This window comes from Modestobacter sp. VKM Ac-2985, from assembly GCF_026967925.1.
GTDB lineage: Bacteria > Actinomycetota > Actinomycetes > Mycobacteriales > Geodermatophilaceae > Modestobacter.
On sequence record NZ_JAPVBI010000001.1, the window covers coordinates 96884 to 110855 of the forward strand.

The 13972-nt window shown below is 73.2% G+C and carries 10 protein-coding genes; 8 read left to right on the plus strand and 2 right to left on the minus strand.

Going from position 1 to position 13972, the window contains the following annotated elements; all coding sequences use genetic code 11:
* Position 1: 1 nt before the first annotated feature.
* The 6 genes from O2V61_RS00475 to O2V61_RS00500 all read left to right on the plus strand — a co-directional run bounded on the left by O2V61_RS00475 (position 2) and on the right by O2V61_RS00500 (position 9610).
* On the plus strand, positions 2-2890 hold the full coding sequence (locus O2V61_RS00475; protein ID WP_269181380.1) for a hybrid sensor histidine kinase/response regulator: 2889 nt from the start codon (positions 2-4) through the stop codon (positions 2888-2890).
* 118 nt (positions 2891-3008) lie between these two features.
* Positions 3009-4313 (plus strand): serine--tRNA ligase, encoded by a 1305-nt coding sequence (serS, locus tag O2V61_RS00480; protein ID WP_269181381.1) that lies wholly within the window; start codon positions 3009-3011, stop codon positions 4311-4313.
* Positions 4310-5263 carry an HAD family hydrolase gene (locus tag O2V61_RS00485; RefSeq protein WP_269181382.1) on the plus strand — a complete coding sequence of 318 codons (954 nt, stop codon included), beginning with the start codon at positions 4310-4312 and terminating at the stop codon, positions 5261-5263. Before serS ends, O2V61_RS00485 begins: the two co-directional genes overlap by 4 nt.
* Positions 5256-6065: an HAD family hydrolase gene (locus O2V61_RS00490; protein ID WP_269181383.1), complete on the plus strand. Its 810-nt coding sequence runs from the start codon at positions 5256-5258 to the stop codon at positions 6063-6065. The genes O2V61_RS00485 and O2V61_RS00490 overlap by 8 nt, the downstream gene beginning before the upstream one ends.
* A gap of 118 nt (positions 6066-6183) precedes the next feature.
* Positions 6184-7827, plus strand: a complete 1644-nt coding sequence (locus tag O2V61_RS00495) for a methyl-accepting chemotaxis protein (RefSeq protein WP_269181384.1) — start codon at positions 6184-6186, stop codon at positions 7825-7827.
* A 193-nt stretch (positions 7828-8020) separates the two neighbouring features.
* Positions 8021-9610 (plus strand): methyl-accepting chemotaxis protein, encoded by a 1590-nt coding sequence (locus tag O2V61_RS00500; RefSeq protein WP_269181385.1) that lies wholly within the window; start codon positions 8021-8023, stop codon positions 9608-9610.
* A gap of 63 nt (positions 9611-9673) precedes the next feature.
* On the opposite strand, the gene O2V61_RS00505 is transcribed toward O2V61_RS00500, so the two are convergent.
* Complete coding sequence (locus O2V61_RS00505; protein ID WP_269181386.1) at positions 9674-11221, minus strand: GAF domain-containing protein; 1548 nt, start codon at positions 11219-11221, stop codon at positions 9674-9676.
* Between the two features lie 61 nt (positions 11222-11282).
* On the minus strand, positions 11283-11687 hold the full coding sequence (locus O2V61_RS00510; RefSeq protein ID WP_269181387.1) for a GlcG/HbpS family heme-binding protein: 405 nt from the start codon (positions 11685-11687) through the stop codon (positions 11283-11285).
* A gap of 117 nt (positions 11688-11804) precedes the next feature.
* Between O2V61_RS00510 and O2V61_RS00515 the strand changes: the two genes are divergently transcribed.
* Both O2V61_RS00515 and O2V61_RS00520 read left to right on the plus strand, forming a co-directional pair.
* Complete coding sequence (locus O2V61_RS00515) at positions 11805-12263, plus strand: diol dehydratase small subunit (RefSeq protein ID WP_269181388.1); 459 nt, start codon at positions 11805-11807, stop codon at positions 12261-12263.
* Positions 12260-13972: a propanediol/glycerol family dehydratase large subunit gene (locus tag O2V61_RS00520; protein WP_269159402.1), complete on the plus strand. Its 1713-nt coding sequence runs from the start codon at positions 12260-12262 to the stop codon at positions 13970-13972. Before O2V61_RS00515 ends, O2V61_RS00520 begins: the two co-directional genes overlap by 4 nt.

A 13972-nucleotide genomic window follows, 5' to 3' on the forward strand; every position in this document is an offset into this window, starting at 1 on the left:
GGTGCGCCGCTCCATCGGCAGCTGCGCCGGTCGACTGAAGTCCGTCGCCGGGACCGCGCCCGGCCTCAAGGAGTGGGTCCCCCGGGCCGATCTCTGGGGGGTGACCGCCGAGCAGCACCCTCCGACGTTCCCGGGCCGCCCCCTGCGGGTGCTCCTCCGGCGCCCGCTGCTGGTCGGGCTCGCCGCCCTGACCACGGTCGCCCTCACCACCCTGGGCCTCGCCGTGCTCTCCGTCGCGGTGCTCAGCGACCGGGTCGACCGGGCCAACGAGGTGCTCAGCGCCCTGCAGGACAGCCACAGCGCGATGATCAACCAGGAGACCGGTCTGCGCGGTTACCTGGTGACGCGGGAGGACCGCTTCCTGCAGCCCTACTACCGGGGGGTGCAGGACCTGGCGGAGCTGGACGCCGAGCTGGCCGCCCTGGCCCAGGAGGACGACCAGCTGATCGACGAGCTCGCCGGGCTGCAGGTCGCCGAGGCCCGCTGGATCGACAGCTGGGCCACCCCGATGCTGGCCAGCCCGCCGGAGATGAACGACACCGTCGGGCTCAGCGACCTGCTGAGCCGGGACAAGCGGTTCTTCGACGCCTACCGAGAGGTCCAGGCGGACGTGCGGGCGACCCAGGAGGACCGGCGCTCCCTGGCGATCAGCCAGCAGCGGGTCGTGCTGCTGGGCGGCGCTGCGCTCGGACTGCTGGTGGCCGTCGCCGTGGCCGTCGCCGTCCGGCGGGCGAACCGGCAGCTGGCCGAGGAGCTGCTGCCGCCCACCCGGGAGGTCCGGGACACCCTGGCCGCGCTGGCCGACGGGGACGTCGGCCGGCGGGCGACCGAGAGCGGTCCGACCGAGTTCCGCGAGATCGCCCAGGACGTGAACGCCCTGGGCCAGGCGCTCGAGGACCGCAACGCCCTGGTGGCCGAGCGGGAGCGTGAGCTGATGGACGCCCGTGACCAGGCCGAGCGGGCCGGCCAGGCGAAGACGGCCTTCCTGGCCACCATGAGCCACGAGATCCGCACGCCGCTCAACGCCGTCCTGGGCCTGACCGACCTGCTGCTGACCACGGGTCTGACCCCCGAGCAGCGTGGGCACCTGGAGACGATCGCCGGCAGCGGCGACAGCCTCCTGACGCTGATCAACGACATCCTCGACTTCTCCAAGATCGAGGCCGGCGAGCTGGACCTGGAGACCGCGCCGTTCGACCTGCACGACCTGGTCTACGACGTGGCCCAGCTGCTCGCCCCGCAGGCCGCCGGGAAGGGGCTGGACCTGCTCGTCGACGTCCCGGCCGACCGGTCCTGGCGGTTCGCCGGGGACGGGCCGCGGCTGCGCCAGGTGGTCATGAACCTGGTCGGGAACGCGCTCAAATTCACCACCTCCGGCCAGGTGCTCATCGGCGTGACCGCGACGCCCACCGGCCCCGGTGACGAGGTGACCTGTGCGATCTCGGTCTCCGACACGGGCATCGGCATCCCCGCCGACCAGCGCCACCGGCTCTTCCGGTCCTTCAGCCAGGTCGACACCTCCACCACCCGCTCCTACGGTGGCACCGGCCTCGGGCTGGCGATCAGCCAGCGCATCGCCCGCGCGATGGACGGGGACATCGACGTCGACAGCGAGTCCGGGCGTGGCTCCACCTTCACCGTGCGCGTCCGGCTGGAGGCCCTCGCGGACCAGCAGCCGCCGTGCGCGGCGAACCTGGCCGGCCGCCGGGTGCTGGTCGTCGACGACAACCCGACCAACCTGCGGATCCTGGACCACCAGCTGGCCCAGTACGGCGCGCACTGCGTGCTGGCCCCCGGCGGTGCGGAGGCGCTCCGCGAGCTGGCCGCCGGTGACCCGTTCGACCTCGCCGTGCTCGACCTGCACATGCCGGGGATGGACGGCCTCGCGCTCGCTGCAGCGGTGCACGGGCGTCCGGAGACGGCGACGCTCCCGCTGGTCCTGCTCAGCAGCTCCGCCGGCGTGCACGCCGACGAGCTCTCCGAGTTCTCCGCCCGGCTGCACAAGCCGGTCCGCCCCGACCGGCTGCTGAACACCCTCTGCACGGTCCTGACGGCGGCGGCGACGGGCGCGGCCGACCCCGTCCGCGCGGCGTCCGGCCGGCCGGCGGGCACCACGGGCAGGCTGCGGGTCCTGGTCGCCGAGGACCACGCGGTCAACGCCCGGCTGATGAGCCTCTACCTGGACCAGCTCGGCCACGACTGCGACCACGTCGAGAACGGCGAGCAGGCTGTGGAGGCGGTGCTCGAGGGCGCCTACGACGTCGTGCTGATGGACGCCCAGATGCCGGTCATGGGCGGGGTGGACGCCACCGCGGCCATCCGTGCCCTGCCGGGGCCCCAGCCGGTGATCATGGCGGTCACCGCCAGCGTGCTGGCCAGCGACCGGGCGGCCTTCCTCGAGGCCGGCGCCGACCTGTTCCTCACCAAGCCGGTGCGGCTCGCGGTCCTCGAGCAGGCGCTGAGCCCCTACGCCATCGGCGGCCGCACGACGCTGCCCGCGGTGCCGGTCGCGCAGGCGGCTGCGCAGGGCGAGCCGTCACCGCTGGACGCCGAGACGGTCGAGGAGCTCCGCGACCTCGGCGACGACGGGTTCCGCCACCTCTACGGGCAGTACGTGGCGAGCCTGGAGTCCACGGTCGCCGCGCTGTTGGCCGCGGCCGGAGGGCCGGCGCAGGTGGCGGAGGACGAGGGGTCCATGGACCGGCTGGCCCACCGGCTGAAGGGCAGCAGCGCGGCGCTCGGCGCGCTCCGGCTCGCCGAGCTGTGCCAGCGCCTCGAGGACCTGGGCAGCACCCTGTCCCCGGCGCACGAGGACCTGCTGTCCACCCTGGAGGAGGAGAGCACCAGGGTGCGGTCGGCGGTGCGGACCCTCCTGGACGCCCCGCAGTGACCCGGAGCCCGCAAGGCACAGGAGGCTTTTCACCCGGTTTCGCGGCCGAAACCGGGTGGAGAGCTTCCTGTGCCTGGAGGGGCGGGGGCGTGGCGGCCGCGGCACCTACGATCAGGCGGTGATCGACCTGCGCCTCGTCCGCGAGAACCCCGACCTCGTCCGCGCCAGTCAGCGTGCCCGGGGTGCCGACGAGTCGCTGGTCGATGCGCTGCTGACCGCCGACGCCGAGCGCCGGGCCGCGGTCAAGGCCGCCGACGACCTGCGCGGGGAGCAGAAGGCGGCCTCCCAGGCGGTCAGGAAGGCGAGCCCGGAGGAGCGCCCCGCCGTCCTGGAGCGGGCGAAGGCGCTGGCCGCCCAGGTGAAGGAGGCGGAGGAGGCCGAGCGCACCGCCGACGCGGCGCTGCACGCGCTGCACCTGCGGATCCCCAACGTCGTCCACCCCGACGTCCCGCCGGGCGGTGAGGACGACGCCGTGGAGATCCGGACCGTCGGGGAGCTGCCCGCCTACGACTTCCAGGTGCGCGACCACCTGCAGATCGGCGAGGCCCTCGGCGCCATCGACATGGAGCGGGGCGCGAAGGTCTCCGGCGCCCGCTTCTACTTCCTGACCGGCCCCGGCGCGCTGCTGGAGTTCGCGCTGGCCCAGCTGGCGATCACCCGGGCGGTGGCCGCCGGGTTCATCCCGGTGATCGCCCCGGCCCTGGTCAAGCCCGAGGCCATGGAGGGCACCGGCTTCACCGGCGAGCACGACGAGGAGATCTACCGCGTCGAGCGCGACGACCTGTACCTGGTCGGCACCTCGGAGGTCGCACTGGCCGGCATGCACGCGCGTGAGGTGCTCGACCTCTCCGCCGGGCCGCGCCGCTACGCCGGCTGGTCCTCCTGCTTCCGCCGCGAGGCCGGCTCCTACGGCAAGGACACCCGCGGCATCATCCGGGTGCACTGGTTCGACAAGGTCGAGATGTTCAGCTTCTGCGCCCCCGAGGAGGCCGAGGCCGAGCACCGCCGGCTGCTGCAGTGGGAGGAGGAGTTCCTCCAGCTCCTCGAGCTGCCCTACCGGGTGGTCGACATCGCCGCCGGCGACCTGGGCACCAGCGCGGCCCGCAAGTTCGACATCGAGGCGTGGTTCCCCAGCCAGAGCGCCTACCGCGAGCTGACCAGCACCTCGGACTGCACCACCTTCCAGTCCCGGCGGCTGGCCATCCGCAGCCGGGACGCCGACGGGAAGCCGCAGCCGGTGGCCACGCTGAACGGCACGCTCTGCGCGATCGCCCGCACCATCGCCTGCCTGCTCGAGGTGCACCAGCGGGCCGACGGCTCGGTGCACGTGCCGGCGGCGCTGCGACCCTGGCTGGGCGGCCACGAGGTGCTCACCCCGGGCATGTCCCTGGCCGCCGTCGCGGCGCCCGGCGTCCCCGCGTGACCGTCCAGCAGCCGGCCGGGGGCGGTCTGACCGCCCCGGCCGCGGCCGTCCACGCGGCCGAGGTCGTCGACCTGGGCGATCTGCGCGCCCGGCTCGGCGTCTGGCGGCCGAAGCTGGTGGTCAGCGACCTGGACGGCACGCTGCTCGGCTCGGCCGGGGAGGTCAGCCCCCGCACCGCCGCGGCCATCGCCGCCTGCCGGGGCGCGGGCATCCCGGTCGTCGGCGCCACCGGCCGCGGCCCGCGCCTGCTGGAGAGCGTCCGCGCCGCGCTGGGCGGCCAGGGCATCGCCGTCCTGGCGCAGGGTGGCTACGTCGTCCGGTTCGGCCGGGACGGCGCCGGGGACGAGGTGCTGCGCACCGTCGGCATGCCCCGCGACGCCGCGACCGAGGTCATCGCCGCGATCGAGGAGGTCGCCGGCGAGCTGATCGTGGCGGTGGAGGACGCCGCCGAGCAGGCCGAGGCGCTGCGCCCGCTGCGCGTGCAGCACGGCTTCGACTGGCCCTACCCGGAACCGGCGCACCTGCTGCCCCGGCACCAGGTGCTGCCGGTCGGTGCAGTGCTCAAGGTCTTCCTGCGCTCCTCCCGGCTGGGCGAGGACGAGCTCGTCGCGCTGGCCCGCTCGGTCGTCGACCCGGCGGTCGCCGAGCTCACCCACGCCGGCCTGGGGTTCATCGAGGTGCTGCCGCCGGGGGTCACCAAGGCCACCGGGTTGGCCGTCGTCCTGGACCAGCTGGACGTCGGGTTCGGCGACGTGCTGGTGTTCGGCGACATGCCCAACGACCTGCCGATGATCGAGGCGGTCAGCGCAGCCGGGGGTCGGGCGGTCGCCGTCGCGAACGCCCACCCCGCCGTCCGGGCCGCCGCCGGCGACCGGACCAGCGGGCACGACGCCGACGGCGTCGCCCGCTACCTGGAAGCCGTGCTCGCACTGGGGGAGACCGATGTCTGACTGGCGCCCGAAGCTCATCGTCAGCGACCTGGACGGCACACTGCTGCGCAACGACGAGACGATCAGCGATGCCACCCTGGCCGAGCTGCACCGCTGGGCCGACGACGGTGTGCCGCTGGTGCTGGCCACCGGCCGCCCGCCCCGCTGGATGCTCGGGGTGCGGGACCGGCTCGGTGGTGGCACCGCGATCTGCTGCAACGGCGCGGTGCTGCTGGACCTGGGGGAGTTCCAGGTGCTCGAGGAGCACCCGGTGCAGCCGGAGGTGCTCCGCCAGATCACCGGACGGCTCCGCGAGCACCAGCCCGACACGTGGTTCGCGGTCGAGTACGGCGACCAGTTCCGGCACGAGCCCATCTACCGGCCGCGCTGGGACCGGGACGCCCCCGGGGTCGCCGTGGCCACCCTGGCCGAGATGGTCGCCCAGCCGGTGGCCAAGCTGCTGGCCCGGCACGAGCGGATGGGCCGCGACCAGTTCGTCGCCCTGGTCGCCGAGGTGGTGGGGGACACCGCCACGGTCACGTACTCCTCGTCCGACGCGATGGCCGAGATCTCCGCCGTCGGGATCACGAAGGCCACCGGCCTGGCCCGGCTCGCCGCCGAGCGCGGGCTGACGGCGGCCGACATCGTCTACTTCGGCGACATGCCCAACGACCTGGCCGCCTTCGACTGGGTGCGGGAAGGCGGCGGCCGTGCCGTGGCGATGGCGCACGCCCACCCGGACGTGCTCGCGGCGGCCACCGACGTGACCGACTCGAACGACGCCGAGGGTGTGGCCGTGCTGCTGGCTTCCCTGCGAGCCTGACCGGTCCCTGGCGGACCGATCCGTTCCGTTATCGGATCTCAGGTGGAGTCGTCCGTCCATGGTGCCGATCCCATGGGCGAGGGGCGCGTCGGTGCGCCCGAGCGACGAGAGGCACGCCATGGACGCGATCAACGACCACGACCCCACCGCGCATGCTCCTGACCGGGCGGACGAGCCCGGGCGGAACCCGCTGGCCCGGCTCGGGCTGCGCGGCAGGTTGCTCGCAGCCTTCCTCACCGTCGCCCTGATGACCCTCGTCGTCGGTGGCCTCGGCATCTCGCGGATGTCGGCGCTCAGCCACCAGGCCGAGGTGGTCTACGAGGAGGGCGCCGTCCCGCTCCGCGACATCCTGCTGCTCCGGTCCACCTACTGGCAGTACCAGGCGACCATCTCCCGGTCCACGGGTGCGGGCCTCTCGCCGGAGATCGTGCAGAACCTCCAGGAGCAGATGGCGGCCATCCGGGAGACGCTGGACGGGCTGCGCGCCGACCTGGACGAGGTTGCCCTCCGGCCGGCCACCGAGGCCGCGTTCCAGGACTTCCAGACCGCGATCGCGCTCTACGACGACGCCAGCGCGCAGATGGCCGAGATCGGCGCCGCCGGCGGCGACCCGATGTCCGTGCTGCCCACGCTGATCGAGGCCGAGACCAACGCCATCGATGCGCTCACGGCGGCCAGCGACGCGCAGATCACCGCCACCGAGGCCACCGTGCAGGAGGCCCGCGACGCGTACAGCGCGGCTCGCACGCTGACGCTGCTCGGCGTGGCGATCGGCTTCGCGGTCTCCGTCGCGCTGGCCGTCCTGATGGCCCGCAGCGTCACCCGCCCGGTGCAGCGCATCCGCGAGACCCTCGAGCAGGTCGCCGGCGGCGACCTGCGGGTGCGCGCCGGCCGGACCGGTGGTGCCGAACTGGGCCAGGTCGCCGAGTCGCTGGACGAGACGCTCGACGCGCTCGGCAGCGTGCTCACGCTGGTCAACGACTCGGCCGGACGCCTGGCCACGGCGTCGCTGCAGCTGAACGCAGGTGCGGAGGCGATGGCGAGCAACGCGCGCAACGCCGCGGGTCAGGCCGACGTGGTGGTGGCCTCGGCCGGTGAGGTGGCCTCCAGCGTGGACACGGTGTCGACGGGGTCGCAGCAGATGGAGGCGGCGATCCGGGAGATCTCGCAGAACGCCAGTGAGGCCAGTCGGGTGGCTGGTCAGGCGGTGAACGTCGCGGAGAACACGACGCGGACGGTGGGGAAGCTGGGTGACTCGTCGCAGGAGATCGCGACGGTGGTGAAGTTGATCAACGGGATCGCGGAGCAGACGAACCTGCTGGCGCTGAACGCCACGATCGAGGCGGCGCGTGCGGGTGAGGCGGGCAAGGGCTTCGCGGTGGTGGCCAGTGAGGTGAAGGAGTTGGCGCAGGAGACGGCTCGGGCGACGGAGGACATCTCTCGTCGGGTGGAGGCGATCCAGGGTGACACCGCGGGTGCGGTGGAGGCGATCGGTGAGATCAGCAACGTGATCGGTCAGATCAACGACTTCCAGGCCACGATCGCGGCGGCGGTGGAGGAGCAGACGGCGACCACCAACGAGATGAACCGCAACGTCGCTGAGGCGGCGGGGAGTTCGCGGAGCATCGCCACTGCGATCTCCGGGCTGGCGGCGGGCACGGCGGAGACCAACCAGCGGGTCGCGGAGGCCCAGCAGTCGGCGGCGGAGCTGTCCCGGATGAGCGATGAGCTGCAGGACGCCGTCAGTCGGTTCACCGTCTGAGGCAGCCCTGACCCCGGCGGCGCCGGTCACCGCGATCCCGCGGTGACCGGCGCCGTCGTCGTCCCCACCCCTGAGGGCAGCGGCCCACGGCACCCGGGGGCACGCACTCGACTCGACATCCGTCGCGCGCAACCGAAGAAGTGAGCACGTGCCGCCATGAGGCCGGCGCCTCACCGAGGGATCGTGCAGAAGCGTGAAGACTCTCTCCATCGGCCACCGCATCAGCCTGGGCTTCCTGGTCATCGTCGTCGCCATGGTCGGATTGACCGGGACCGGGATCTGGCGGGTTCAGCAGATCGACGCCGCGTTGACGACGATCAACGACCAGAACAGCGTCAAGCAGCGCTACGCCATCAACTTCCGCGGGAGCGTGCACGACCGCGCCATCGCGCTGCGTGACGTGGTCCTCTCCAGGACGCCGGCCGAGGTCCAGGCGGAGATCGACCGGATCGACGAGCTGGCGGTGGCGTACTCGGACTCCGCGGCACCGATGGCCGAGGTGTTCGCCGACCCGGCCAGCGTGAACGACGGCGAGGTGGCGGCGCTGGCGGAGATCGAGCGCATCGAGTCCGAGACCATGCCGCTGATCGAGCAGGTCATCAGCCTCCGGCAGGCCGGTGACATGGAGGCCGCTTATCAGCTGCTGATGCAGCAGGCGAAGCCCCTCTTCATCGAGTGGCTCGCCGCCATCAACGCCCTCATCGACATGCAGGAGGAGATGAACGGCGAACTGACCGCCGAGGCGCGCGGGATCGCGTCGACCTTCCTGGTGACCATGGCCCTGATCTGTGCCGCCGCGACGCTCGGGACCGCGCTGATCGGGTGGGGCATCAGCCGCGGGGTGCTCCGGCCGGTGCGCCGGATCCGTGAGGTCCTCGACCGGGTGGCCGACGGCGACCTGAGCGTGCGGGTGCGCGACACCGGTGGCGCCGAGCTCGGGTTGGCCGGTCCGCTGGACCGGACGCTGGACTCACTCGCCGGGGTGCTGGTGCTGGTGAGCGACTCGGCGGGCCGGCTCAGTGCAGCGTCGCGGGAGCTCACCTCGGGTGCGGAGGCGATGGCGAGCAACGCGCGCAACGCCGCGGGTCAGGCCGACGTGGTGGTGGCCTCGGCCGGTGAGGTGGCTTCCAGCGTGGACACGGTGTCGACGGGGTCGCAGCAGATGGAGGCGGCGATCCGGGAGATCTCGCAGAACGCCAGTGAGGCCAGTCGGGTGGCTGGTCAGGCGGTGAACGTCGCGGAGAACACGACGCGGACGGTGGGGAAGCTGGGTGACTCCTCGCAGGAGATCGCGACGGTGGTGAAGTTGATCAACGGGATCGCGGAGCAGACGAACCTGCTGGCGCTGAACGCCACGATCGAGGCGGCGCGTGCGGGTGAGGCGGGCAAGGGCTTCGCGGTGGTGGCCAGTGAGGTGAAGGAGCTGGCGCAGGAGACGGCTCGGGCGACGGAGGACATCTCTCGTCGGGTGGAGGCGATCCAGGGTGACACCGCAGGTGCGGTGGAGGCGATCGGTGAGATCAGCAACGTGATCGGTCAGATCAACGACTTCCAGGCCACCATCGCGGCGGCGGTGGAGGAGCAGACGGCGACCACCAACGAGATGAACCGCAACGTCGCTGAGGCGGCGGGCAGTTCGCGGAGCATCGCCACCGCGATCTCCGGGCTGGCGGCGGGCACGGCGGAGACCAACCAGCGGGTCGCGGAGGCCCAGCAGTCGGCGGCGGAGCTGTCCCGGATGAGCGATGAGCTGCAGGACGCCGTCAGTCGGTTCACCGTGTGATCGGTGGTCCTCCGGACCACACCGCGTGCCCGGCGCCGCCCCCCGCGGCGCCGGGCCGATCCGTCAGTCGGAGAGCAGCCGTGCCCGGCGCACGGCCACCGCGGCCGACCGTGGGTCGGCGGGGGAGAGGAGCTCGGCCAGCCGGTCGTGGACGGCGCCGTCGTGCTCGCCCAGGGGATGGGTGCTGAAGGTGTACAGCAGCTCGGGGTCGTCGGTGGCCAGCACGGCGCGGCGCAGACCAGCCGTGAGCTCGTCGCTCAGCTGCCGGATCTCCGGTGCCTCCGACCGGGGCAGCACCGGTCCTCGGCAGGCGCTGAGGGCCGCCCGCACGTGCCGGACCGCCAGTGCCCGGCCCGCGGTGTCGACGTCGGTACCGACCTGGGCCACCAACCGGTAGGGCCGGGTCTGCAACAGGTCCGCGCCGACCAGCGTCCGGAGCCGGCGGATCTCGCCGCGCACCGTCGTCTGGTTGCCGCGGTCCCCGTAGAGCAGCTGGGCCAACTGCTCCCCGGTGAGGCCGTCGGGGTGCCGGGTGAGGGTGAGGAGCAGCTCGGCCAGGCGCAGTGGCAGCGGGATCGCGCGGTCGTCGACGGTCACCGTGGGCGTCCCGGTGCCGGTGCACCGCAACGACAGCACGTGTTCGACCGGGCGGGGTGCCGACCGGGTGCGGTGGACGGCGGTCCGGAGCAGGCAGCCGTCCTCGAAGCGATCGACGTGTGCCTCCCGGCCGTCGGGCAGCGCGACCCGGTCGCCGTCGCCCAGCTCGACGTGCGCCGGCCACCGGTCGGTGGGCTCGGCGGCCAGCACCCGGCCGCTGGGGGTCACGAAGGCCGTCTCGGCCCCGGAGCGGCTCAGCGGCAGCACGTGCCGGAGCCGCCGGCGTTCGTCGGCGATCGCCAACCGCACCCGCAGCTGGTCCTCCGCCAGTCGCGCGGTGGCCGCGACCAGCTGGGCCAGGGCGGGGTTCACCGCGTGCAGCGGACCGCTCACGTCGAGGACGCCGATGATCGCCCCGGTGTCCGGGTCGTGGACCGGAGCCGCGACACAGGTCCAGGAGTGGTACGTGCGGACCAGGTGCTCCGCCGAGTGGATCTGCACCGGCGCCCCGACGGCGAGGGCGGTGCCCATCGCGTTCGTCCCGATCGCGGCCTCGCTCCAGTCGGTGCCGGGGAAGAGGCCGACCCGGTCGGCCTGGCCCAGGAGCTGCCGGTCGCCGTCGCGCCACAGGACGTGGCCGGCGGCGTCGGTCACCAGCACCAGGTGCATCGCGTCGTCGGCGATGCCCACCAGTGCGCTGCGCAGCAGCGGCATGACGGCGTTCATCGGGTGGGCGGCGCGCAGGTCGTCCAGCTCGTCGGCCGCGTGGACCACCGGCGGCGTCCGGCGCTCGGGGTCGACGTGCGCGGCGAGGCTCCGCGCCCAGGACGCCGAGACGACCGGCCGGGGGGCTCGGCGGGCGGTGCCCTGGGCGAGCACCGCGTCGAAGGTCTCAGCCAGCGCCCGCGCGCGGGCGCGCGGGTCCTCGCCGGCCAGGTGCTCGGCATCGCACGACATCGCACCCCCGGGCGGGCTCACTGCGCCGACGCCGGCACTGGCGCCGATGCGGATCATCGCTCACCCCCGGACCCCCGGCAACCACCGGCGGGCACCGCCCGGCGATCCGCGCCACGCGTCAGCCGAGGACCGCCGCCGCCGCGGTGGCCACGTCGACGTCCTGGGCCACCGATCCCGCGCTCACCCCGACGGCACCCACGACCACGCCGTCGCGGCGCAGCGGGATCCCGCCGCCGAAGGTGACCAGCCCGCCGGAGGTCTGCTCCAGGCCGTAGAGCTCGGCCCCGGGCTGCACCAGGTCGGTCAGGGCCGCCGTGGGCGCGGCCATCAGCACCGAGGTGACGGCCTTGCGGGTGGAGATGTCGATGCTCGCCTTGATGGCGCCGTCCATCCGCCCGAACGCGAGCAGGTGGCCGCCGTCGTCGACGACCGCGACGTTCATCGGCTGGCCGATCTCCTCGGCCCGGGCGAGGCCCGCGTCCAGGACCCGGCGGGCATCGGCGTGCGAGAGCGATGTGGTCATCGTCACAGCCAAGCAGTCCGGCGGCCTCCCGGTACAGCCCCGCCGCGGAGGCAACGAACAGGCAACGTGTGCTGTGTCACAGTCCCGGTGCACGGACCGACTGGGAGGGAAGCCCCGATGAGCGCCTCGTTGGACACCGGACTGACCCGCGGGGACTACCCGCTGTCGGTCAACCGGCCCGAGCTGTTGCGGACCCCGACGGGGAAGCCGATCACCGCACTGACGATGGACGCGGTGGTGTCGGGGGAGCTGTCGGCCGAGGACCTGCGGATCGCCCCGGAGACCCTGGAGCTGCAGGCCCAGCTGGCCGACGCCAGCAACCGCCCGCAGCTGGCGATGAACTTCCGGCGGGCGGCGGAGATGTGCGCGATCCCCGACGCCGAGGTGCTCGGCATGTACAACGCGCTGCGGCCCGGTGCCTCCACCGCCGCCGAGCTCGCCGCCATGGCCGACCGGCTGGAGACCACGTGGTCGGCGCCGGTGTGCGCGGGCCTCGTCCGTGAGGCGGCCGAGGTGTACGCGCGCCGCGACCTGCTGGCCCGGGCCGGCGCCGAGGACGGAGAGGACACCCCATGACCACCGCCCAGCCGCGGCCCGCGGGCCAGCCCCGGCACTCGCTGCGCACCGACATCCTGGAAGCCCGACCGGTCAACCTGGACGGGTTCGTCGAGGAGTGGCCCGAGAAGGGCCTCGTCGCGATGGAGAGCGAGTTCGACCCGGCTCCCAGCGTGCGGGTCGAGGACGGCCGCATCGTCGAGCTGGACGGCCGGCAGCGCGCCGACTTCGACTTCATGGACTCCTTCATCGCCGACCACGCCATCGACGTGGCGTCGGCGGAGGAGTCCAACGCCCTCCCCTCGGCCGAGATCGCCCGGATGCTGATCGACCCCCGAGCCTCCCGGGACGACGTGCTCGCGGTCACCCGCGGGCTCACCCCGGCCAAGGTCCTCGACGTCCTCAAGCTGATGAACGTCGTCGAGATCATGCAGGGGATGCAGAAGATGCGGGCCCGGCGCACGCCGGCCAACCAGGCGCACTCCACCAGTGCCCGCGACAACCCGGTGCAGGTGGCCGCCGACGCCGCCGAGGGGGCGCTGCGCGGCTTCGCCGAGCTGGAGACGACCCTCGGGGTGCTGCGCTACGCGCCGCTGGTGGCGATCGCGCTGCAGGTGGGGGCCCAGGTCGGTCGCGGTGGCGTGCTCACCCAGTGCGCGCTGGAGGAGGCCACCGAGCTCGAGCTCGGGATGCGCGGCATCACCGCCTACGCCGAGACGATCTCGATTTACGGCACGGAGTCGGTGTTCATCGACGGGGACGACACCCCGTGGTCCAAGGCGTTCCTCGCCTCGGCCTACGCCTCCCGCGGGATCAAGATGCGCTTCACCTCGGGCACCGGCTCGGAGGTCCAGATGGGCAACGCCGAGGGCAAGTCGATGCTCTACCTGGAGATCCGCTGCATCCTGATGGCCAAGGGCGCCGGGGTGCAGGGGCTGCAGAACGGCTCGATCAGCTGCATCGGGGTGCCCGGCGCCGTCCCCGGCGGGTTGCGCGCGGTGGCCGCGGAGAACCTGGTGGCCAGCATGATGGACCTGGAGTGCGCCTCCGGGAACGACCAGTCGTTCTCCCACTCGGCGATGCGCCGGACCGCCCGGATGATGCCGCAGTTGCTGCCCGGCACCGACTTCGTCTGCTCGGGCTACTCGGCGGTGCCGAACGCGGACAACATGTTCGCCGGGTCGAACTTCGACACCGAGGACTACGACGACTGGAACACCATCCAGCGCGACTTCCAGGTCGACGGCGGGCTGCGGCACGTGCGGGAGGACGAGATCCTGCTGGCCCGGAGCAAGGCGGCCCGCGCGCTCCAGGCGCTGTTCGCCTACCTCGACCTGCCGGCGGTCACCGACGACGAGGTGGAGGCGGCCACCTACGCCAACTCCTCCGCCGACTACCCCTTCCGGGACGTGCTGGCCGACCTCAAGGGCGCCCAGGCGGTCATGGACCGGGGCATCACCGGGCTGGACATCGTCAAGGGCCTGGAGTCCGCCGGCTTCCACGACGTCGCCGAGAACCTGCTGACCGTGCTGCGCCAGCGGGTGTCCGGTGACCTGCTGCAGACCTCCGCGGTGCTCACCGCCGACTTCACCCCGCTGTCGGCGATCAACGACCCGAACGACTACGCCGGCCCCGGCACCGGCTACCGCCTGGAGGGCGAACGCTGGGCGGAACTGAAGAAGCTCCGGCACGTCACGTCCGCCACCGACCCCGAGAGCGAGGTGGGCTGA